The sequence below is a fragment of the Paenibacillus glycanilyticus genome (genome assembly GCF_051200795.1).
Classification (GTDB): Bacteria; Bacillota; Bacilli; order Paenibacillales; family Paenibacillaceae; genus Pristimantibacillus; species Pristimantibacillus glycanilyticus.
In genome coordinates this window covers 1668421-1691196 of the sequence record NZ_CP195155.1, presented here as the reverse complement: position 1 = coordinate 1691196, position 22776 = coordinate 1668421, and the positions used below count along the sequence as shown (strand labels likewise).

The following is a 22776-nucleotide window of genomic DNA, read 5'->3' as shown; positions in this document are numbered from 1 at the left end:
GCTGTTTCTTGTACTATCGAAAATCCCCATTCCACATTTTTGTTACTTCTTTTAGTTCTAAATTTTCAAATCTTAATTTATAAATATCCGGTTTCTCCAGTTGATTTAAAAAATCCAAACCATAGCTCGAATCAAAATAGTTCATCATCAATGTCATTACAAGTCCATGAGTTCCGATAGCTATTTTTTTCCCGGAGCGTTCTTTTAATAATTTTTTTATCACTGATACAGATCTATTCTGGCATTCATAATTAGACTCTCCACCCGGTAAACAATAATCAAAATCATAAAATTTCTCATGAATAACCGACATTAAATCTTCAATAACTTCGCTAGCAAAATGCCTTTCCCTGAGATCTTCAAATATTTCGATATCTAATCCCAAGTTTAGTGCCAATCCCTCGATACTCAGAATTGCTCGGCTATACGGGCTGGATATGACGACATCAATTCCTTCTTCTTTGAGAATTTCTGTAACTTTTTCAACATCGTCCTTGCCCTTAGCGGTAAGTCCCCTTGTTCTTTCCGTTCCTTCATTGTATGGCGATTCAGCATGCCTGACCATATAGATGATGGTGTTCATATCGTCCTCCTTAAATTGTTAAATCATTATATTACTTGTGATATCACATCGGGTGATAATCGCAGCTCATTAATTCAGAGGTCCCAGTTTCGAAGCTTTAAAATACTTATCATCTACTTTTATTGCAATGGCTTGATTGGGGTCTTTTCCTTTTATTTCAAACAAAATACTTCCTATTGGTATGCGCAGGTCATTTGAGTCACCATTTTTTTTCGGCATAGGGGTTGTTTGTCTTTTAATCTTACCTATTTCTTTACCGATTTCTTCAATGGAAATCTCCTCAATCGAATATCCATATAGAATATTATTCCAGGCAACAGCGCTTGGATATGATGAGCTTGACTCTTCATTTTGGTCACTGCAACCCGCTAAGAGGAAAGACATTATCAAAACTAACACTATCATCCTCATAGATTCCCCTCCTCCCCGAAAGTAAAATGGAAAATATCTCCTTCACAAAAAAACGTAAAAGGATATTGATTTGTTGCAGGTAACTCTCGCCTCTTCCCTTAAATAAAAAATGCCCCTGAACGTCAATCATGACGAGATCAGAGGCATTTCTATTGTTACAGCGCTACATTCCAGCCAAAAGGGTATTGCGCGGATAGCTCAAGCGGTAATGCGCCGCTTGGCTTCAGCTCGCCGGTTAATACTTTGGCGGCTGATTCCAGGGCAAGCGGACGGCATTCATATACGGCCAGGTAGGCTTTCGCATCGGGATATACGTTCAGATCCAGCGGATTGCGGACAGACACCGCAACGGTGCGGTCGCCTGCCAGCTTAATGACTTGCTCTGCGATCTCGCGTTCAATCGGATGTTTTGTTGCATCGTAAGTGACAACAACAATCTGCTCGAACGTTTCCACGCCGGCAAGCGGATCCGAGCCGCTTATGGAACGCTCCTCGACTTGATCAAGGCGATCCTTCAAATAGTCCCCAAGCGTACCGTCTCCCGACAACATCTCATCCGCAACGGATACCGGCTTGATATCCGGCCACAGCACAAGCGTACGGGCTTCCCGACGCAGCGGAAGCAGCGAGCCTTCATTTTTCACTAGCGTAGCCGAGGCTTCGCTCCACTTCCGTGCAACCGCTTGGTTGCCGGAGGTTGCAAGCTTTGGTTCAACCGCTTCCCAAGCCGCAAGAGGCGCTTCAATCTCATAATCCTTCTTCAGCTGCATCACTCTGGCGAGCGATTCGTTAATCCGCTCCTCGGACAGCTCGCCGTTCTCAACGGCAGCTACCACGGCTTCAAGCGCAGCCACTTGTTTTTCATACGTATGGCTGACGAGAACCATGTCCGCTCCGGCTAGAATGGCCTGTACCGCGCCATTCGCCGGTCCGTAAAATCGATCAATGGCATCCATCTCGAGGCAATCGGTGACGATAATCCCTTTGTAGCCTAACTCTTCACGCAGGAGGCCGGTTAAGACCGGCTGGGACAAAGTCGAAGGCTTACCCGACGGATCGAGCGCTGGCAGGCAGACATGCGCCGTCATAATTGCAGCTGTTCCAGCCGCAATTGCCTCACGGAACGGTGCCAGCTCGATCGCATCCAGCCGCTCCCGGCTATGAGGCAGCACCGGCAAATCATGATGGGAGTCTACCGAGGTATCGCCATGGCCCGGGAAATGTTTTACCGTTGCGGCTACCTTTGACGCCTGATAGCCCAGCAGGGCAGCTTTCCCAAGCTCGCTGACAATGTGCGCCCGGTCGCCATAGGAACGGACGTTAATAACCGGATTATCCGGGTTGTTGTTAACGTCAAGACATGGCGCGTAGTTCATCGTAACGCCTAACAAGCGAAGCTCTTCGCCGCATACGCGGGCGGTCTCTCCCGCTCCCTCAGCCGAACCCGTTGCTCCAAGCGCCATATTGCCGGGCATCAGCGTGACCCCGTCTACAATCCGGGCCACCATGCCGCCTTCCTGGTCGATCGCGACGAGCATGTTAGGCCGACCGGCACGACCGGCAATATCCTTCAACGAGCTGGAAAGCTGATGAACCTGCTTCGCATTGCGTACGTTGCGTCCGAAGTAAATCGTGCCGCCAATGCCATACTTTTCAATTAACGATGTGATCTCTTCCGTAGGTTCATAGCCGTGAAATCCGAATACAAACAGCTGTCCAACCTTCTCCCTTAGCGACCAGCCGTTCCAATTATACTCTCCCATTACCTTCCCCTCTCTCCCCGCTAATCTAGCTTTCCTGCTCCTCCTGAACCAACTGATGCTTGCTCCGGTAATCCGTCGGATTCTCCCCGGTATACTTCATAAAGACCTTTGTAAAATACCGCCGCTCCGCGTAACCAACTTCCTTGGCGATCTGAGCGATGCTTTTCATCGTATCGGCGAGAAGCGATTTCGCCTTCTCCATCCGTTCACGGGTCACGTATTCAATAAAGGTTTCGTTATAGGTTTGTTTGAACAGCAGGCTGAAATAAGAAGTGCTTAAGCCTACATGGGTCGCTGCTTCCTCTACGCTCAGATCCCGGTAGAGATTGCGGCCGAGGAACGCCTTTGCTTCCGCCATGGAGCGTTCGGACTGTTTTTTCTTGTCCGTCGACTTCTCGGCAACGGCCTTAGTCACCTGCAGGATGACCGACAACAGATCCTTAATGCCGAACCTGCGGTCGAGCTTCAGCCAGAGCAGATCCTCCTGCTCGCGCGAAAAAATCCCCATTTCCTTCGTTTCGCGCATCAGATTTAATACAAAGAAATGCAGCATCGGCTTAAACCGTCCGAGCGAAGTCTCGTTCATCAACTGCAGCTGGGCGGTCAGATGCTTAAGCTCCTCGTCAACAACCGATGTATCGCCCCGTTTGACAGCCCCGATCAGCTTCTCGGACGTATCCCAGAAGGCTTGATCTTCCCTTGAAGCCCCGGCGCAATCATTCGGGTAGACGGAAATCTGCTCCTGCACCGGCGTAAGCTGCATCCCCTGCTGTACCATTTTGTATGCCTGCGACAACGCCTTTATATCCGCGTAATCCCGGTAAATGCCGGCATACAGCGATAGCTTGACGTGATTTTTAACCGCCGTAAGCAGCAGCTCCGTCCAGATCGTAATTTGCTTCAAATTGTAAGCTAACGTCTTCTCGCATTCGATAAGCACGCACCACTCGCCGTCGCGGATTTGGATTACCGCATGATGCAGACCGTTCTGCTGAAGCCTTTCCCGAAGGACATTGCAGACCGCGAAGTTCCACAGCTTCCGCTCCTTGTCCGACCACTCCCGCCAATCCTTGGTCCGCTCCGAGCTGACGTCGAGATCAAGCACAATCAGCACATACTTCTTATCCAGCTCCTGCTCTTCCCCGTTAAACAGCCAGTTGCCGCTTGTAACCTCGGTATAGTCCATCAAAATATCGTATAAAACCTTTTCGCTCGCAAGATCAATCATGCGGCCGATTTTCTGCTGCTCTTCGCTTTGCTGCTTTTTCTTCTGGCGCTGATTGGCCATTACCCGGGCAATAACTCCCGTTAATTCGTCATAAGGGATAGGCTTTAAGACATAATCCTTCACGCCGTATTGAATAGCAGCCCGGGTATAGGCAAAATCTTGATAGCCGGATAGCATAATAATGTCGCTTTCCGTCCCTTTTTCCCGAATATGCCTGACAAGCTCCAGCCCGTCCATAACCGGCATCCGAATATCGCATAACACGAGATCGAACGATTCCGATTCCAGAAGCTCAAGAGCCTCCATCCCGTTTTTCGCCGTTCCGCCAACGGTTAAGCCAAGCATCTCCCACGGAATAACCTTCTCGAGATTTCGGGTAATATGCGGTTCATCGTCTACGAGCAATACTTTGCCGTTCATAATCGTTCACCTCTGTTCTTCGGAATGGTGCAGCGTATAACTGTGCCAAATCCTTCCGCGCTGCAAATCCTTAATCCGTAAGATGGACCATAATGAATGCGAAGGCGATCCGCCACGTTGCGGAGCCCCAGTCCCCGCCGTTCTCCAAGCTCTGCGGCATTGCGCCGTTTCCCGCTTGGCAGCTGCTGTTCTCGTTCGGCGAATTTTTTGAGCGTCTGCTCGTTCATGCCATGTCCGTTATCGCTGACCATAATAACAATCTGATGGGCTTCGACCGTGACTTCAATGGTGATTATGCCTGCCCCGTCTTCCAGCCCCTCAAAGCCATGCTGGATGCTATTCTCAACAAGCGGCTGAAGCGTCAACTTGAGTATGGAATACTCCAACGCCTCTTCCGATACGTTTAATTCATACGTAAATAAATCCTCGAATCTGTACTTCTGAATTTCCAAATAACTGCGGACATGCTCGATCTCCTGGCTGAGGAAAATCTCTTCGCTATGATGCATGCTTGTGCGCAGCAGATTGCTGAGCCGCCGCACCATCATCATAATCTTTCCGCCTTCATTCTGAGCAGCGAGCGCATTAATGGACTCCAGCGTATTAAACAAGAAATGCGGCTTGATCTGCGCCTGCATCAGCATCATCTCGGCATGCTGCTTGCGCTCTTGCTCCGTTCGAACTTCCGTGAGCAGATCGCCAATGCGCTGCACCATGCTGTTAAAGCTGTTGGCGAGAAGCACCGTCTCATCCTTGCCCTGCGCGTTAACGCGGATATCGAGAAGACCTTGCTCAACGAGACGCATTTTGCGGACGACCTTAATGATGCTTTTCGCTACCCGGTTCACGAAAAAGATATTAAACAAAATAGCCGACAGGATACATAGAATCGTAATCATCCCAATCCATTGGACAAAACGTTCGTTTTCGTTCGTCAGCATATCCCATGACTTTACGGATACGAGCACCCAGTCGTTAAAGCCGAGATTATAGGAAGAGACAAGGCTGTCTTCCCCGTTAAAACGCAGTCTTGCGCTGGAGTAATCGGCCGTATTTTGCGGTAAAACGCTGGAATATTCCGATATATTGGTCCCTTCGAAATGCTTGCCGCTGTCCAGCATGACAAGTCCTTCGGAGTTTACAATAACGTATCTGGAATTGGGGCCTTCCGCCTCCGGATTGAGGAAGGTATTCAGCATCGAATAAACTTCTTCGGTCTTATACTGCGTGATCATAAGGCCTAGGTCGTCAAGGGTTTCATAGTCTTTAACTAGTCTGAGCTGGGTAAATAGAGGCGGTTCAACCCCAGTCAGCTCTTGATGCTCATAAGGGCCAATCCACTTCGGACGGCCTCCTAATTGAATCGTTTCATTATATAAGGACTGATCCTTTAGCGCCTCGAAGGCAATCGGCCGGAACGTCGTTGGATCATTGCGGAATGCGCGGAACATCGTTCCATCCATCGCATACAGCACCACATAGCTTACAGCCGGATGCTGAAACAGGATACGCTTCATTTCCTTCTCGGATTGGTTAATGGCAATCAGGGTGCTGGCGTCATCGCTGGAATAATATTTCGTGTAATTCAGCGTATCCTGTACCTCGGAGCTCGTTAAATTCGTGTCGGAGAGCTGATCAAGCTCCTTGAAGAAGTACTTGATATTCCCTCCGACAGCCTTGAGTGAGATCTCGGTCTGCTCGCTGTACTTTTTCTCCAGCACGGCTTCCGTATTAAGAAAAGACACGATGCCAAGTCCAATCATCGGAACCACGACCAGAAATATAAAAGCAAGCATCAGTTTCGGTCTCAAGTTCATCTAGCGGGCCCCTTCCGGTCATCCTCAGCCCTTCACGCTTCCCGCCGTCATGCCTTCGATAATTTGCTTCTGCAAGAAGAAGTACACAACAAGCACCGGAATAATACTCATAATAACGGCAGCCGATAATGCGGCGAAATTCGTACGGTAACCGTCATTAAAGCTGGCCATACCCGTCGGCAGCGTGCGGAGCGATTCGGATGTTATAAATAATTGGGATAAAATGTATTCGTTCCAGTTGCCGATAAAATTAAGAATCGTTACCGTAACGAGCGCCGGCAGGGAGATTGGCAATACAACCTTGACGAATAAGCCGCCGGCCGTCAGCCCGTCCATAATTCCAGCTTCCTCAAGTTCATTGGGAATAGATAACATAAATGCATAAATAATAAATACGGTTATGGGCAATGCATATGTGCAGTATACCAAAATAAGGCCGAAATGCGAATTGTATAAATGAATGCCGCCAACGCTCATTTGCTGAATCAAACGGTACAGCGGAATGAACAGCGCCCCCGGCGGAACAAGCAGGCCGAACAGGATAAACTGGTACACCGCTTTGTTCATCCGGGAGTATTTCATGCGGGACAACGCGAAGGATGTCATCGCCGCAAAGAGCAGCGTGACTAGACAGGCGATAACCGTAACTTTTACGCTGTTTAAAGCGTACAGCCCGATTTTTGCCGTCTCCCAGGCTTGACGGTAGTTGTCAAAATTGAAATGCTTGGGAAAACCCCACGTATTAACCGTAATCTCGCGGCTCGTCTTGAAAGAGGACATTAGCAGCCACACGAGCGGGAACAGCGTTGCGATAATGTACACGATCAAGGAAAAATGAATCCAGAACTTTCCTCTGCGAAGGCCCGTAATTGCTGCATTCATCAGTACTGCACCTCCTCATGCTTCGTCAGTTTTTGCAGGATGCCCGTAAGCACGAGAATCAGAATAAACATCGTAACGCCAATCGCGCTGCCGTAACCAAGCTCCATCGAGCGGAAGCCCACCTTCAGCATGTACGTGGACATAACTTCGGTCGATTGGAACGGACCGCCGTTCGTCATAATCTGAACGATATCAAGCACCTTCATCGTGCCGGATACCGTGAGGAGCAGCATAACGAACAACACCGGACGAATCAGCGGAAGCGTAATAAGCCAAGTCTCGCTCCAGCCGTTGACGCCGTCAATCTTGGAAGCTTCGACAATCTCCTTCGGAATGTTCAGAATGGCAGCCAGACAAAGGACGATAAAGAACCCGATGTTCTGCCACGCGTTCGCAATCAGAATCGAGAGCATCGCAAGCTTCGGATCCGACAGCCATTCGCGTGCCCAGCTGTCCGGCGCGACCAGACGGATAAATTGGTTGATAAGACCCGAATCGTAGTTGTACAATACGCCAAACAATATAGCGACCGTTGCCGTCGAGATTACGACGGGAACAAACACGGCCGACTTGTAAAAGTCACGCATACGGCCAACCTTACTGATCAGAATCGAGATAAGGAAGACGAGCGGAATATTCACGATCAAGGAGAACGCCATAAAGTAGAAATTGTTCGCAAGCGATTTCAGAAAAACGTCGTCTTTCCACAGCCGGGTGAAATTGTCCAGGCCGATAAACACCTTTTGCGTAATGCCGTCCCATTGAAAAAATCCGTAAACAAACGATACGATAACCGGATATACAAAAAACAAAGCATACAATACAAGCGTTGGTAGAATGAACGCGATATAAGTATACGGATTTCTGAGAGCCTTGTTCATAACTTCGCCTCCTGCTTCCTTTGAAAAAAACCTTTACCGAAGCCATTTGAAGATGTTCGACCGCGATAGAGGTGGGTTTCTGGTAAAAAAGCTAAGGTTCGCAGAAAACCTTAGCTTTTTCCCATTCCTATTCCCTTGCCTGTGAAGTTGTTTTAGAACTGGATCTTCTCGCGACGTCTTAGCGGAGCGGAAGTATCATTCTGGAGAAGCGTAGCGTTCGCTTTTGTCATCCGAATTTCATCCGCTGAAGCGGATTATGATGAAGAAATTCGGTGGCAATGGCGATTGGAAGAATGATACTTCCGCGCAGCGGTCATCATGCGATTCGATCCATTCTAATCCTTACTTCGCAGCAGCGTTCGCCTTATCTTGTGCGGCCTGAATATCCTTAGCAACCTTCTCAGGCTTGCTCACCTTACCGATCAGCTCTTGCAAGCCTACGTTTACAACGGCGCCTACGGCAGGTTGAACGATAGCGTCGTAAGCTTTCCAGGAAGTCGAAGCGTTAGCCATAACCGTCAGCACGTCAGAGATCAGCGGATCTACGCCGGACAGGTCGGACAGCTTCATCGAAGGAAGAACCTTGTCTTCGAGCAGCGTGCGTTTTTGGATTTCTTCACTGTAGAAGTTAGCGATAAATTTCTTAACCATGGCAACTTGATCTTCGTTCAGGTTAGCCGAGAAGCCAAAGCCGTTCGAGTAAGACGCGTTGATCGACGTTTGGTCGCCTGCGCCGCCCGCGATCGACGGGAAGTTGAAGTAGCCGATTTGGCCTTTCAGGTCGCCTGCTTCGTCGCCGGTGAAGCGGTTGGCATCCCACGAACCCGTGAATACCATGGCTGCTTTGCCGGACAGGAGCTGCGCGCCTTGATCCGCGTAAGCAAGACCCAATGCGCCTTTCGTGAAGTAGTCTTTGTTTACAAGCGTTGCGTAGTCCGTGAAGCCTTTGATAAAGCCTTCATCCGTCCATTTGGTTTCGCCGGTAACAAGCTTGTTGATTGCATCGATACCTACGTTACGCTCCATAACCGTGTTCCAGAGCATGCCGTTAACCCAGCCGTCTTTTGCTGCCAGACCAAGCGGCGTAATGCCTGCTGCTTTGATTTTGTCCGCTGTTTCGAGCAGTTGATCCCAGCTGGTCGGAACGGAAAGACCCAGATCGGAGAAGATTTTCTTGTTGTAGAAAATGCCTTCCGAATAGCCGCCGAACGGCAAGCCGTATACTTTACCGTCAACCGTGAACTCGTCAAGGCTGGCGAATTTGTCTTTAATGCCAAGCTCTTCAATGATTGGGGTCAAGTCGAGCATGCGGCCTGCTTTTACGTACAGGTTCAGGTCGGCGCCGCCGAACACTTCGAAGATATCAGGCGGGTTGCCTGCCGTCATTTCCGCTTTCAGCTTCTGGTCGCGGTTGACCACTTCGTCGATGCCCTCCAGCTTGAAGGTCAAGCCAGGGTTCTCATCCTGCGTTTTCTTAACAACATCCTCGAGAATTTTAAGGCGGTTTTTGCTGGTCTCTTTAATTTGCGTATGGCGCAGGGACAACGTTACGTCCTTCGCTGCAGGAGTAGGGGTTGCTTCTGTTGTAGCTGCCGGCTCTTGCGAAGCTTCTGTGCTTGCAGGAGTGTTATTGCCGCCGTTATTGTCCGATCCGCAGGCCGAAGCGACCATGGTGAATGCGGCAAGCAACGTGGCGGTGAGCAAAGTACTTTTTTTCATTTAAGAAGACCTCCTCGATATGATCTTGCTTGTTTGCCTTGCACCCTTATTATAGATTCGATGATTCCTTGCTCGGGAGGTCGAAAATAAGCCCGATGAGGGATACAATTCTATTATTTTTCGAAACAGGGATAAAAAAACACAGCTTATCGGGTTACTATTACCGACAAGCTGTGTAATGATAATTCACCTATTACTTACGCATATCCTCAATATGGGCTCGGATTGCCTTATAAAAGGCTCTCCACTCTTCATTTCCTTGCTCAGAACCTGACGTCTCCGAACCTTTGCTCCCCTGGTCCGGCTGATCGGGTCCAGGGGAACCGGTGTGCCGCTCACTCATTGCTTTCGCCCACTTGTCCTTTTCTCCAGACATTTATCCCCCTCATCCCTTCAGCCAGTTTTTGCGGAGCGCGAACAGCTCCTTCAGCTCATCCGTGGACAGCTCGGTAATCCATTGCTCCGACTGCCCGACGACCTGCTCGTTCAACTGCTGCTTGCGGTCAATCATCTCGTCGATTTTTTCCTCAAGCGTGCCAAGCGTAATAAACTTGTGAACCTGTACCTGCTTCGTCTGACCGATCCGGAAAGCCCGGTCCGTCGCCTGATTCTCGACAGCCGGATTCCACCACCGGTCGAAATGGAAGACATGATTCGCCGCCGTCAGGTTAAGACCGGTACCTCCGGCTTTAAGGGACAGCACGAATGCGCAGCATGGCTCCTCCGGGTTCTGGAACTTGTCGATCATTTCGTCCCGCTTGGCCTTGGGCACTCCGCCGTGCAAATACGGAACCGGAAGCCCCAGCCGTTCCTCGAGAAGCTTCTTGAGCTGCTCGCCCATATCCACGAACTGGGTAAAAATCAGGCAGCGTTCGCCTTCCGATGCAATCTCCTCCACCATTTCCAGCAATCGCGCTACCTTGTTCGAACGGTTCTCATCCCACTGCTGCTGAAGCTCGCGTTCTTCACTAAGCATCGCCGGATGATCGCATAGCTGCTTCAGTCTCGTAAGCGAAGCCAGAATCAAGCCCCGGCGCTGCATCGGACCCAGCTTATCCAGCTTCTCGAGCAGATCGGCAACGATATTTTCGTAGATCGCCCCTTGCTCCGTCGTTAAGGTCAAATAGGTCTTTGCTTCATTCTTTTCCGGCAGCGACAGCTGAATCGCGGGATCCTTCTTCACCCTGCGAAGCATAAACGGCTTCACCCAACGTTGAAGGCCGCTGATGACCTGTTCGTCGCGGGTTCGTTCAATCGGCAGTACAATCGCCTTGCGGAACTCGCCCATGCTGCCCAGGTATCCCGGATTAATAAAATCATAGATCGACCAAAGCTCGGTCAGCCGGTTTTCCATCGGCGTACCTGTCAGCGCGATGCGGTGATGCGCCGGCAGCGCGCGGATAGCGGCAGATTGCTTCGTGTATACATTTTTTATATTTTGAGCTTCATCCAGACATAGGGCATCCCATTCGATCTGATTCAGCTCTTCTTCATCGATTTGGGCAAGCGAGTAAGACGTAATGACGATATCGGCACCCGCAACCGCTTCTTGAAGCGCCTCGCCTTTTTCCCTCTTTGGACCGTAATGGAGATACGCCGTTAAGGTCGGGGCGAATTTCTCCAATTCCTTCTGCCAGTTGCCGATAACGGAGGTCGGACAAATCAGTAGAGAAGGTCCGAGGCTTTGGTTTCCGTGCTCCTTCACATAGGACAGATAAGCCATGAACTGAATCGTCTTGCCAAGACCCATATCGTCGGCAAGCACGCCGCCAAGGCCGAATCTACGAAGGAACAGCAGCCAGGAAACCCCTTGCAGCTGGTACGGACGCAGAGAACCTAGGAAGCTGTCCGGTATATCAACCAGAGGAATTTCAGCCGTATGCTGAAGCTGCTCGAGCCATCTCGTAAGATGATCGTTCAGCTCTACCTCTGCCCGCAGCTGGGCGGAAGCATCCTCTCCGTCTTCCATAACGGTACCGCCAAGCAAATGCATTTCCATCACGTCGCGGAACGACAGCCCTTTGCGCTTGCCAACCCGCTTGATCCAGTCTCGAATCTGAGCGACATCCTGCGGATCGAGATGAACCCATTCGCCGCCGATATTCATAAGCCTCCGGTTCTCTTCGGCAAGCCGCATGAACTCGGATTCCGACAAATCGATATTGCCAAGAGCCATCTTCCAGTCGAACTGCACAATCTGGTCCAAGCCGAACATCGGCTGCGCGTCGGAGCCAACCGACGATTTCATCTTTGCTTTCAGCCTTAAACGGCGGGAGCGTACCGCTTCCCACCAGCCCGGCAAGAGCACCGGGCATCCAGCCTCCAGCAGCTGCAGGCTCGCCTTCTCCATAAAGAACCAGGCATCGTTATCCGTAAGCTGTCCGCGCAGCTTTTCCGGGTCCGCTTCATCCCTCCACTCCGGCAAGACGGCAAGCCATTTGCCGTGCTCCTTGGCCAGTCTGGCATCCAGATGCGGCCCCCAGTCCTCGGGCAGCGGGCCGTCCTGCTCGAACAAGACCTGCCATTGCCCTTTTGCGTAAGCAACGGGAATCCATGCTCCGCCGTTTCGGTCCTGCAGCGCGGGACGAAGCTGCCAGCTTGCGCCTTCCACAGGCTCCGCGAGCTGCAAAGCGACCTTGAACGGCATCGTATCCTTATGAAGACCAAGCGCAATCAGCCAGTCCTCTTCATCGGCTGCTTTATGAAGCAATACCGATTCTCCGCCAGCCGCTGAGGCAATTTTGCGCCACGCCGCCGCGGCGGGACCGTTTTGCGCCAAAATCTCTTCAACAGCCTCGCTTAACCACTGATCGGCACCGGTTATCCCGGTATCCCTTACAAGCTCCTGCCATTCCGCGGCAAAAGCAGCCTGTTCCGCCGGAACCTCCAGCCGCCAAGCGCGCCGGTGCTCCGACCATCTGCTCCAATCCGGCTGAAACCATCCCTCAAGCAGCGCCTCGCGAAGCTTCCCTGCCATTCGCATCAAGTCTTGCAGCCGATCCGTCCATTCCACTTGCAGAAGCCGGACATGACGGGGCGAGGACAAGTAATCGACGGCAAGCAGGGGAGGCAGCTTAAGCGCCTTCCCGATTTCCGAATCTATCTCCTCAACCTCCGCGCCATACCAGGAGGCTTGATGCCAGGCGAAGAGCACCTGCTTCAGCCTTGCCGGACTATCCCCCCGGTCTGCCGCCGCGAGTATAATCGCACTGTCTTCTGCTGTATCGCCTTGCTTCCAGTAACCGTCCACGAGTAACGTCCGAGCGCCGATGAATGATTTCATGTTACGATTTTTCCTTTCCACAGCTCTTCCTGAAACGCGCGCAGCCGTTGATACTTGCTTGCGATTCCTTCAATGTAACGCTCCCATTTATCCGCATGCTTATCGGCCTTGTACAGTCTCTCGAGCTTTTTCAGCTCTTTCACCGCAAGGCGGTAGCCCTGCCGGTTGCGCGAATGAATTGCCTCCTCAATCGACTGGTGATAGAGAGGAATCATAACGCCTGGGGCCGCCTTCGAAACTTCGCGCACATTCTGAATGCCGAGATCATCCGGCTTCATGCCGATCAGAAGCTGAAGATCCGCCCATTCCTCGTACTTTTGCACGGCTAGCCAATGATCGGACAGATCCGCATAGGAATGCGGAAGAAGCTCAACCATATACCGGGTCCAGCGCGGTTCGTCGGGCTGATCCGTATCGGCCCTCCGGCACAAGGTCATAAACGGTCCAATCGTTCTCGCATTTTTCACTCTGGAAATATGGTCGTACAGGAAGCTCATCCAGTGGCCGATCAATTCCCAGTCCCCCTCCTCAAGCCGCTGCGCGACGCAAGGGTAGATTACCTTCTGAGATCGCTGGAAATCCGTCTTGCCGAAATGCGCCAGCGCCTCTTCGTCATTGCGCCCGAAGAAACAGAGCATGGCCGCCGCCGTATGCACAAAGGTACGATTAACCGGCTCTTCCGAATCGCGGAGCTCTTCCTTCCTCATGGCATCAAGCTCATGCTCATACCAATCTGCATCTACCGCCATCCGCTCGCAAATGGCCAAATAGATATAGGTCCAGTCAAACAGCTGCTGCTCGTTTTTCACGGCTCTGCCCTTCGCGTAACCGGCAACGTAATCAACCCAGCTGCGGTCATGACCGGTAACCTCGGCAGGCTCCAGCTCAAGCGCCAGCGTATAATAATGTTCCACCCACGGCTCCGCCATGCGCAGAAACGACATTTCATGATAATAACGGCTGAACGTATCGACCGTCTTGATGGCCTGCTCCGCCTGGTCGAGCACGAATAAGATGACGCTCATCCAGTGCAGCCGCTGGCTCTTTTTGTCCCAATGCTTCGTTGTTCCCTTAAGCGCGGACAGAACCGGCTGCAGGGCATGAAGCGAATGCCGGCAGCTGCGCCAGGTTTCGCCGTATTCGGCGTCCATCCACAATCCCCACTCTTCCGGCGAAGCATCGTCGGATGGTTGGACATGACGGCCGCTAAACTTCGGCACGCTTACGGTAACCGTACTTCGCTGCTGCTTCCGGTCAACGCCCGTAATCCGGTCGTAGGCCGCCTTGGCAGCCGTTTCGCCGTCAAGGCTATGGCAATAGGCGAAATAGACAGCCGCCATATGCTTGCAATAATCATTAAAAGGACAAGTGCATTTGCTGTATCTGAAATGGTCTGAATCAAGCAAAACCGAATAAACGTCGGACCCCTGTACGGCGCCGTATAACGTATCCTCGTCTGCCTGTTTGACGTTCAGCACCTGGCCGCTCCGATAATAATCCCATCCGCGGCGAATGATCTCTTCGTTCAAATGCTGCCCCAGACTGTGTTCAAGCGCTGTATGAAGCTTATCATCAAGACTTGCCAAGTTCGCTCACCTGCCCTCTTTCCGTTCACCTAGCATCTTATTAGTATACCACAAAAAATGCGCCCTCTGAAAAGACAAAAGCAGCCCATTTCACTTCGTTGAAAGTGAACGGGCTGCCAAGCTTACAAATGTTATTAGTGCGGGATGCGGATAAAGAAGGTAATTCGGTCTTCCACTTCGGCATGGATCTGTACGGTTCCTTTATACTGCTCGGTAATGGATTTGACGGTAAACAAGCCAAGTCCCTGATGGGCATCGTCCTTGGTGGAGAAGCCTGCGTCAAAGAGCGGCTTTTCCGTAACCTCCCGCGCATTCGAGCACGTATTGGTGATGCGGAACTCGATGAAGCCGTCTACCTGCTGTCCCGTCAATTCGACCATCCGGCATTCCTCGGGATACTTCATAACCTCGTCGAAAGCGTTATCGATCAAATTGCCAAGCATCCGGTTCACATCCAGCGTCTTAATCCCCATCTCCAGACGGTTTAGCCCGCTAAAGGAGCAGGTAAAAGCGATTCGGTAGCTTTCTGCCTGCGAGATTTTTGATCGGATCAACGCCGCAATCGCCGGGTTCCCGATATTAATAATATCGTTCATCAGCCGGATCTCGCCGGTCAGCTCTTTCGTATACGCGACAAGCTCCCTCGATTTGTTCAGCTCCGCGAGTGAATGGATGGTCTGGACATGGTTCAGGAAATCATGCCTCTGCGCCCGGATGGACTGGAACATGCTGTTGATCTCGTCTACGTACGTCTGCTGCGTCACCACAACTACCTTCTCGCGGGTCTGGCGGAAATACCGCATTGCGAAAGCAGCGATCAGGAGACTAATGCCTGTTACGAGAAAAATAACGATTCCGATGTTCAGAAACTGGCTGTCGAGCCTGTCCTGAATGACCTGATAATCGGATACGAGCGAAAGCACGTAGCCATGAATCGGGGTCCCGTTCTCGTCGACCAGGTTAACCCCCGAGCCCGTCGAGACCGGAATAAACATTTTGAGCACATGCTTGCCGTCGATCTTTTCTTTGGCCGAGACGCTCTTGCCGGTATTAAAAGCTTTCTTCACATAGTCGACATCTTTGTCTCCCTTGTATCGGTACGTTCCGTAGAAGATATCCTTCTGCAGCAAATGCCCCTGGACTTCGCCGGCTTCGTTAATCGTATCGAAGGAGCCTTTGCCGAACGTCATTGGATTAAATACCGTCGCTTCCAGCAAGGAATCGCTGCTCTCAATCGATTTGCCGATCAGCTCGTTAATGCCCGTCAGCTTCTCGTAGTCGGCAAGCGTCGTATAGTTGACGTACGGATCGATGATGTAATTGGTTGTTCCGTCGTAGTAATAGCCCCATTTGTAAATGCTGTCCGGGTCCGTTGACGCTACCTCAAACGGTCCGCTCCAGAAGTTCGGAAGCGTCTGGCCCAGCCAGTCGATCTTGACCTCGTGCTGGTCGAACAGCTGATTGAAGGCGACATACCAGGGATCCCAGGTTTTTGTCCCTTTGCCAAGCTCGTTCACGTCCGAGGACTTGTACAGGATAATGTTGTCTTTCGTCCGCTTCATCAGCGTAATATGTTCGACGCCCAGCTTGGCGCTTAATTCCTTGAGCTGGTCGTTTGTCACCTTCTCAACGTCCGGATCAAGCGCGTATTGAGCCGCGATCGATACGACCCGGAGTTCTCTCCCGATCTGCTCCTGGAACTTTTCGGCTCCAAGCCTCGATTGCTCGACGGAAAATTCAATTTGCTTCGCAACAGCCCGCATCTCATGGTTTAGCGCATCTTCCAACGTTTTTTTCGTCAGAAAATAATAAGCGGCATTGCTTAATAAAACGATGATAACGCTCAAGCTAATCGCCATGAGCCAGATATTGCGCGGCATATGATGCTCCTTTAAGCTCTCGTAATGTAATTCGATTATGGATGATTTTCACGGAAACAACAATATGGCATGCGGCAAAATAAACAAGCAGTTCTTTCCATCATCCCCGGGTCTTTCGGAAGTACAAACGGAGAGCCCATTTGCGTTCCGCGCGCTTCTTGTAACGAGGCAGCGAGCGGTAAATCCGCAGCCCTTCCGAAACGGCCTCCATCGCATCCTCTTTGCGGTTCATCTGCTCATGGATATCCGCAAGCCGGTAGTAAGCTTCGCAGGAGGAAGAATGAATCTCCTGAAAGGCCTCGATATAAGAGAGTGCCCGTTCCCCATCCAGCTTCGAATAATAAGCGGCCAGCCTCAAATAAGGTGCGCCGTATTTCACTCTTGGATTAAGCAGCAGCGCCTTGCTCATGGCAGCTTCGCCGGCTTCCGGTTGTCCGGTCTGCATCAGGCAAAGTCCAAGATCATCCCAATATTCGGCGGAATCGTCGAGCATCCGCTCAAGCGGCTCAAGCAGATTAAGCGCCTCCCGGTATTTCTTTTTCTCGATCAGAATTCGGGCAATTTCTACTTTGGCGGATGTATCGTTAGGAGATTGGGCGATATGCTTCTTCAGCTTGCTTAAACGCGAGGAGCGGCGAATCGGCTTCAACAGGCTTGGAGACAGACCGATAAACCGGCGGTCGATAACGTAAACGATAACTAACAGCGCAATGATGGCAAGAATGGGATTACCGAACAACCACGTAAAGAAAACAAACAATAAAAAGAGTTTTCCCATAGGACCCTCCTAAAAAGAAATTTTACTGCTTAAACTTTTTTTGCGTCAGTTTTTGTCGATTTTTGTTTGTATACGTGCATTTTAAGGTATATTTTGGTGAAATATGTGTTTATTAATAGTAGCATAACCCTATCATCTTGAGAAATAGATTTCATCGATAACCTTATCTACGGAAAGCATGAAAGACCTGTTACAGAATATTCCTCAATTGCTCCGATTACCATTAAAAATCGGCGAATGATGATTATAACACGAAAAAAAGAGCTGTCCATACAGCCCTATTGAAAGGCTGTACAAACAGCTCGCCGCATTACCTGCCGCAGCTAACGGGTCTTAGCGGTACAGTCTGCGGTCTTCGGCTTCGCGTACCCACACCTGCATAAATCCGGCTTCCCGGTTATCCCACGCGTAATACGGGATCAGCTCGCAGGAACGGCCGTCCTCCGTTCTGCCGCGCAGCACCGTTACTCCGCCAAGCTGATCGCCGGCATACTCCGCAACAAACGGTTCAGCGGCTTTAAACGCGAATTCGTCATAGACAAGCTCCTGGTTACCCGCCTGCTCAATGCAATAAACGACGGGACCGCGCTGGAAGGCGATCCTTCCGCGGTTCGCTTCCACTTCTTTGCGGGAACGCACCGCGGTTACCGGCATATCCAGCTCCAGCACGACCGTATCGCCAGGCAGCCATTGCCGTTTAAGAACGAGGTAACCGTTCTCGGCCAGCGCCTCTTCACCGGTTACGGATTCGCCTTGCGCATAGATCCGGTAGCTTCCGCACCAGCCCGGCAGGCGCAGACGGAGGACGAATTCATCCGTTTGCTCCGGATTTACGCGAAGCTCTACCCGGCCATCCCAAGGATAAGCCGTTGTTTGGGCAAGCGTCACGCTGCTTCCGCCCGCAAGCTTAACGGTCGTCTCGCTGCTTAAGTACTGGTTCACCGAAATCCCGTCTTCCGACGCCGCATACACGTATTGGCCAATCGACGGCAGGAATCTGGCAAGGTTCGTCGGGCAGCAGGAGGTATGGAACCATTCCACCCGGTGATGCTCGCCTTTGGATGCGAGCGGATTTACATAGAAGAACCGGTCTCCGGATAACGAGATGCCCGACAGCGCCCCGTTAAACAGCTCTTTCTCCACGATATCCGCGTATTTGCCGTGACCATGCAGCAGATTCATCCGGTGATTCCAGAACGCCATCGCAATCGCCGCGCAGGTCTCGCAGTAAGCCGATTCGTTCGGGAGGTCGTAATCAAACGTGAAGCCTTCGTTATGAACGGACGGCCCAATGCCGCCAGTCACGTACATGTTCCGTTCTACCGTATGCGCCCATACGCGGTCAAGGGCTTCCATATAAGCCGGATCACCCGAAGCCAGCACGACATCGGCCATCGCCGTGTACAGATACATCGCCCGGACCGCATGCCCTTTTACCTCATGGATGTCCCTTACGGGCACATCGTCCTGGCAGTACGCCGGTCCCCAATCCTCTTTATCCCAGATGGCGCCAACGCCGTGGCCATGGCCGCGTTCCTCGAGAAGCCATAGAGCAAGCTTCCAGTACCGGTCTTCACCCGTCACGCCAAACAGCTTCACGAGGGCCAATTCAATTTCTTCATGCCCTTCCGCCCAGTGGCGTTTGCCCGGTCCAAACAGCGTGTCGTAATGATCCGCCATCCGGCAGGCGACATCCAGCAGCCTGCGCTTGCCCGTCGCTTGATAGTAAGCAACGGCTGCTTCAATCAGATGGCCGCCATTGTACATCTCATGCTTTTCCATGTCGGTCCATTTAAGCTCCGGCGCTTCCAGCGTATAATACGTGGACAAATAGCCGTCGCTCTCCTGAGCGGCCTCGATCAGTTCCACAATCCGGTCGATCTCCGCCTCCAGCTTAGGATCACGGTCCGTCATAAGCGAGTAGGCCGCGCCTTCAAGCACCTTGTACACATCGGAATCGTTGTAGTACATGCCTTCAAACTTGCCTTCCGTCAATCCGCCGGCGATGGCAAAGTTGGCAATCCGTCCCGTTTTCTCGCATTGGTCCAGACAGACGCCCATCGTTACGTTTTTGAGCGTCTCGAGGCGCGGACGCCAGAATGCATCGTTAATCTTTACTTCCGAGAACGGAACTCCGCGCCACCCTTTAATCTGTTGATTCGCAATGGTCACGTTTCTTCCTCCTTATTCGCCCTAGTTAACCTTTCAACCCGGTAAGCGTAATGCCTTCCAGGAAAAATCTTTGACCGATCAAAAAGACTAATACGCATGGCAGTACTACCGCCGTTGACGCAGCCATCAATAAATCCCATTGCGCATTATAGCTGCCCTGGAACATCTGCAGGCCTAGCGCAAGCGTAAAACGGCTGTCGCTCTTCAAATAAATGAGCGGGCCCATGAAATCATTCCATGAAGCAAGGAACGTAAAGAGCGCTACAACGATAACGGCCGAACGGCTGAGCGGCAGCAGGATGCGCCAATAGATCTGGAAGTAGTTCGCGCCGTCCACTAGAGCCGCCTCGTCGAAGTCCTGCGGGATCGACATGTAGAACTGGCGCAGCAGGAAGATATTAAACATGCCGCCCCCGAAATACGCGGGCACGATCAGCGGGTAGAACGTATCGTAGAAGCCAAGCTCCTTCCAGCCGATAAAGCTTGGAATAAGCGTTACCGCTCCCGGAAGCATCATCGAGGACATCAGAATGGCGAATACCATGTCGCGCCCCTTCCACTTAATGCGGGAGAAGCCAAAAGCGGCGATGGTACTCGAGACAACCGTTCCGAGCAGAACCCCGGCTACGATAATGAGTGTATTTTTGAAGAAGGTCCCGAACGGTACAACAGTTAAGGCCTCCTTGAAGTTTTCAAAGTGAAAAGGCTTCGGTATCCATTGCGGCGGCATGATGAAAATTTGCGACAAATCCATCACCGAGCTGCGAAGCAGCCAAAGGAACGGCACGATAAACATCGCGGAAACGATAAGCAGGGAGGTAAACCCGGCGGTAAGCTTCAGCCTGGACTCTCTCATTGTTTTTCCCCCTCATAATGCACCCAGGATTTCGAGGTCTTAAAGACAAACACCGTAAAGATCATAATAATGATGAACAATACCCACGCCAGCGCGGAAGCATAGCCCATTTCCGTATCGCGGAATGCGGTACGCCACAGATAGAAGACGAAGAACAAGCTTTTGTTATTGGGTCCGCCTTGGGTCAGAATGTACGCTTCGCTGAACACCTGGAAGGAGCCGATAATCGTCATAATGGTATTGAAAAAGATCGTTGGCGTCAGCATCGGAACCGTGATGTGGCGAAGCTTGCTATACCATCCGCCGCCGTCAACGTCAATCGCTTCATAGTAGGATTTCGGTATGCCTGACAGGCCGGCAAGGAAAATGATAACCGTACCGCCGATCCCCCATAATGTCGTGAGTACGATAGACGGAATAACGCTTCCCTCTCCGAACAGCCAGTTGCTTGTTGGCAGATGAAGCCAATCGAGCGCCATATTCAGCAGGCCTAGATCCGGGTTCATAAGCCACAGCCAGATCATCGAAGCGGCAACCGCCGGGACAATGCTCGGCAGGTAGATAATCGTCCGGAAAATCGCCCGGCCCTTGACGTTCATATTAAGCAGGATCGCTAAAAAGAACGAAATAATGATAACCGCCGGCACGCGCAGAATAACGAAATAAAAGGTTGTGCCAAGCGACTTGTAGAACAAATCGTCTTCGCCGCTGAACAGCTTGACATAGTTGTCCAGACCGATAAAGCTGGTCGTGTCTTTAAAGACGTTATAATCCGTTAAGCTCAAATATAAGCTGGCAATCATCGGCCCTAGCGTATAGATGATAAAGCCGAGTATCGCCGGCGCTGTAAAGAGCAGGCCGTAGAACAGGGCCTTGCGCTCCCTTTTGCTGCTCTTTCTGGCAACCGTCTTGACGGACTTGCCCGTGTTTGCCGAAATCTCCATGCCGTAACCCTCCCTGTCTATGGCAGAGGACAGCGATTCATCAAATTCCCGAACCGCTGTCCTCTCCTGTTATCCGCGGTTTGCGGACAGCTTACTCGACGTCGCGCCGGCCTTGTACCTGCTGCTGCGCCTTCGCGGCAATGGAATCAAGCGCTTCCTGGGCGGTCTCTTTGCCCAGCCACACTTTATCCAAAGCGGGGTTAACGACATCCATGATTTTATTGAAGTTTTTCACGTAAGCCGTAGGCGTTGCATGGCTGTGATTCAGAAGCATGTCAATAATCGCGCCGTTATAGCCGGATGGGCGGGCTGCCAAGTCTTTGGTCCACTTGTCCAGCTTCTCGCTGTCGGTGTACCAATCTTTAGGAGCAGGCATCCATGTTCCGTTAGTCAGCATGTCAAGCGAAGCTTCCGGATCAAGCAGCGCCTTCAGCAGCTCCCAGGATTCCTGCGGATGCTTGGTCGATTTGAAGATGGAGAACATGCCGGCTACTACGGTCGTTACCGGCTCTTTCATAACCGGCAGAACGCCTACGTTATAGTTGAACTTGGATTCCGCAAGCGAGGACGAAGCCCATTGTCCGTCAATAGCCATCGCAACCTTCTTCGTCTGAAGCGCGACGTTTGTTCCGGGAATGTTTTTCGATTGGAGCGGAGATGGAGCGACATGGTACACGTTGATCAGGTCGGCCATCTTCTGGAACACTTCTACCGCCTCCGGTTGGTTAAGGGCGAAGGTTTTGCCGTCGGCCGACAGGAAGTCGCCGCCGTTGGAGTAGATAAAGTTACTGTAAGCGCCCCACCAGGTTGGCAGGTTGATGCCGAATTGCTTAATATTTTTAGGGTCGAAATTCGGATCCGCCGCATTGCGTCCCTTATTGTCGAGAGTCAGCTTCTTCGCAACGTCTACGAATTGATCCCAGGTCCATGCTTTGGAAGCGTCGGATGGAGGCGGTTCAATGCCGGCATCCTTGAATACGTCTTCGTTATAGAACAGTCCGAATGTCTCCGGACCGGGACCGATGCCGATAATGTTGCCCGGCGCCTGGGAGTACGTAATATTCGGAACAATCGAATCGAGCGTGATCTGCTGATCTTTAGAAAGGAAGTCCTGCAGGTTAAGGAACTTGCCTTCTTCCGCCAGAGGGAAGGCAATGGTCGCGGATTCCATCATCGCGACATCCGGCTCGTCGTTGCCGGCTACCATTGTCGTCAGCTTCGTATCGTAATCGCCGCTGCTAATAGACTGAAATTCGACTTTCACGTTCGGATGAGTCTTCTCGAAATTGGCAATGGCGGATTTGTACGCCGCTACTTCCGCCGGAGCGCCCCAGCCGGTCAGCTTCAGCGTAATTTTTTCGCCGCTGCTGGCACCGGTATCGGCACCGGAACTGCTCGTATTGGCCGAGCCGCTTGCGTTATTCGTGTTGGATGAGGAATTGCCATTGCTGGAACTATCGGACTTGGTGCAGCCGGACATGACAAGCACGGCCGACAGAACCGTAACCATAAATGCGGAAGTGTATTTCCATCGATTCATAATCATTTTTTTCGAGCCCCTCTCTCATTTCAT

The 22776-nt window shown here is 51.4% G+C and carries 16 protein-coding genes; all 16 read right to left on the bottom strand.

The genetic code is table 11. The annotated features are described in order from the left end of the window. Positions 1-13: 13 nt before the first annotated feature. The gene (locus ACR9FF_RS07610; RefSeq protein ID WP_435170092.1) at positions 14-583 is read right to left on the bottom strand and encodes a histidine phosphatase family protein; all 570 of its coding nucleotides are present in this window, start codon (positions 581-583) and stop codon (positions 14-16) included. A 69-nt stretch (positions 584-652) separates the two neighbouring features. Then, positions 653-994 carry a hypothetical protein gene (locus ACR9FF_RS07605; RefSeq protein WP_435170090.1) on the bottom strand — a complete coding sequence of 114 codons (342 nt, stop codon included), beginning with the start codon at positions 992-994 and terminating at the stop codon, positions 653-655. A gap of 155 nt (positions 995-1149) precedes the next feature. Next, positions 1150-2757, bottom strand: coding sequence for a glycoside hydrolase family 3 protein (locus tag ACR9FF_RS07600; RefSeq protein WP_435170088.1), 1608 nt, complete (start codon positions 2755-2757; stop codon positions 1150-1152). Between the two features lie 25 nt (positions 2758-2782). Further along, positions 2783-4405: a response regulator transcription factor gene (locus tag ACR9FF_RS07595; protein WP_127494986.1), complete on the bottom strand. Its 1623-nt coding sequence runs from the start codon at positions 4403-4405 to the stop codon at positions 2783-2785. Further along, positions 4402-6222, bottom strand: a complete 1821-nt coding sequence (locus ACR9FF_RS07590) for a cache domain-containing sensor histidine kinase (RefSeq protein WP_201003912.1) — start codon at positions 6220-6222, stop codon at positions 4402-4404. Before ACR9FF_RS07590 ends, ACR9FF_RS07595 begins: the two co-directional genes overlap by 4 nt. 24 nt (positions 6223-6246) lie before the next feature. Next, complete coding sequence (locus tag ACR9FF_RS07585) at positions 6247-7104, bottom strand: carbohydrate ABC transporter permease (RefSeq protein ID WP_435170085.1); 858 nt, start codon at positions 7102-7104, stop codon at positions 6247-6249. Next, the gene (locus ACR9FF_RS07580; protein ID WP_116393825.1) at positions 7104-7985 is read right to left on the bottom strand and encodes a carbohydrate ABC transporter permease; all 882 of its coding nucleotides are present in this window, start codon (positions 7983-7985) and stop codon (positions 7104-7106) included. Before ACR9FF_RS07580 ends, ACR9FF_RS07585 begins: the two co-directional genes overlap by 1 nt. A 342-nt stretch (positions 7986-8327) precedes the next feature. Further along, complete coding sequence (locus ACR9FF_RS07575; protein WP_127494989.1) at positions 8328-9704, bottom strand: ABC transporter substrate-binding protein; 1377 nt, start codon at positions 9702-9704, stop codon at positions 8328-8330. Positions 9705-10089: 385 nt separating this feature from the next. Continuing rightward, on the bottom strand, positions 10090-12987 hold the full coding sequence (locus ACR9FF_RS07570) for a DEAD/DEAH box helicase (RefSeq protein ID WP_435170082.1): 2898 nt from the start codon (positions 12985-12987) through the stop codon (positions 10090-10092). Continuing rightward, positions 12984-14573, bottom strand: a complete 1590-nt coding sequence (locus ACR9FF_RS07565) for an SWIM zinc finger family protein (RefSeq protein WP_435170080.1) — start codon at positions 14571-14573, stop codon at positions 12984-12986. Before ACR9FF_RS07565 ends, ACR9FF_RS07570 begins: the two co-directional genes overlap by 4 nt. Before the next feature lie 134 nt (positions 14574-14707). Next, positions 14708-16453, bottom strand: coding sequence for a sensor histidine kinase (locus ACR9FF_RS07560; protein WP_435170078.1), 1746 nt, complete (start codon positions 16451-16453; stop codon positions 14708-14710). 100 nt (positions 16454-16553) lie between these two features. Next, complete coding sequence (locus ACR9FF_RS07555; protein ID WP_435170076.1) at positions 16554-17231, bottom strand: tetratricopeptide repeat protein; 678 nt, start codon at positions 17229-17231, stop codon at positions 16554-16556. A 333-nt stretch (positions 17232-17564) separates the two neighbouring features. After that, positions 17565-19403, bottom strand: a complete 1839-nt coding sequence (locus tag ACR9FF_RS07550; RefSeq protein ID WP_435170074.1) for a glycoside hydrolase family 127 protein — start codon at positions 19401-19403, stop codon at positions 17565-17567. A 25-nt stretch (positions 19404-19428) separates the two neighbouring features. Beyond that, complete coding sequence (locus ACR9FF_RS07545; protein ID WP_116393833.1) at positions 19429-20259, bottom strand: carbohydrate ABC transporter permease; 831 nt, start codon at positions 20257-20259, stop codon at positions 19429-19431. Continuing rightward, positions 20256-21203 carry a carbohydrate ABC transporter permease gene (locus tag ACR9FF_RS07540; RefSeq protein WP_116393834.1) on the bottom strand — a complete coding sequence of 316 codons (948 nt, stop codon included), beginning with the start codon at positions 21201-21203 and terminating at the stop codon, positions 20256-20258. The genes ACR9FF_RS07545 and ACR9FF_RS07540 overlap by 4 nt, the downstream gene beginning before the upstream one ends. A 91-nt stretch (positions 21204-21294) precedes the next feature. Continuing rightward, complete coding sequence (locus tag ACR9FF_RS07535) at positions 21295-22749, bottom strand: ABC transporter substrate-binding protein (protein ID WP_127494996.1); 1455 nt, start codon at positions 22747-22749, stop codon at positions 21295-21297. Positions 22750-22776: the final 27 nt, after the last annotated feature.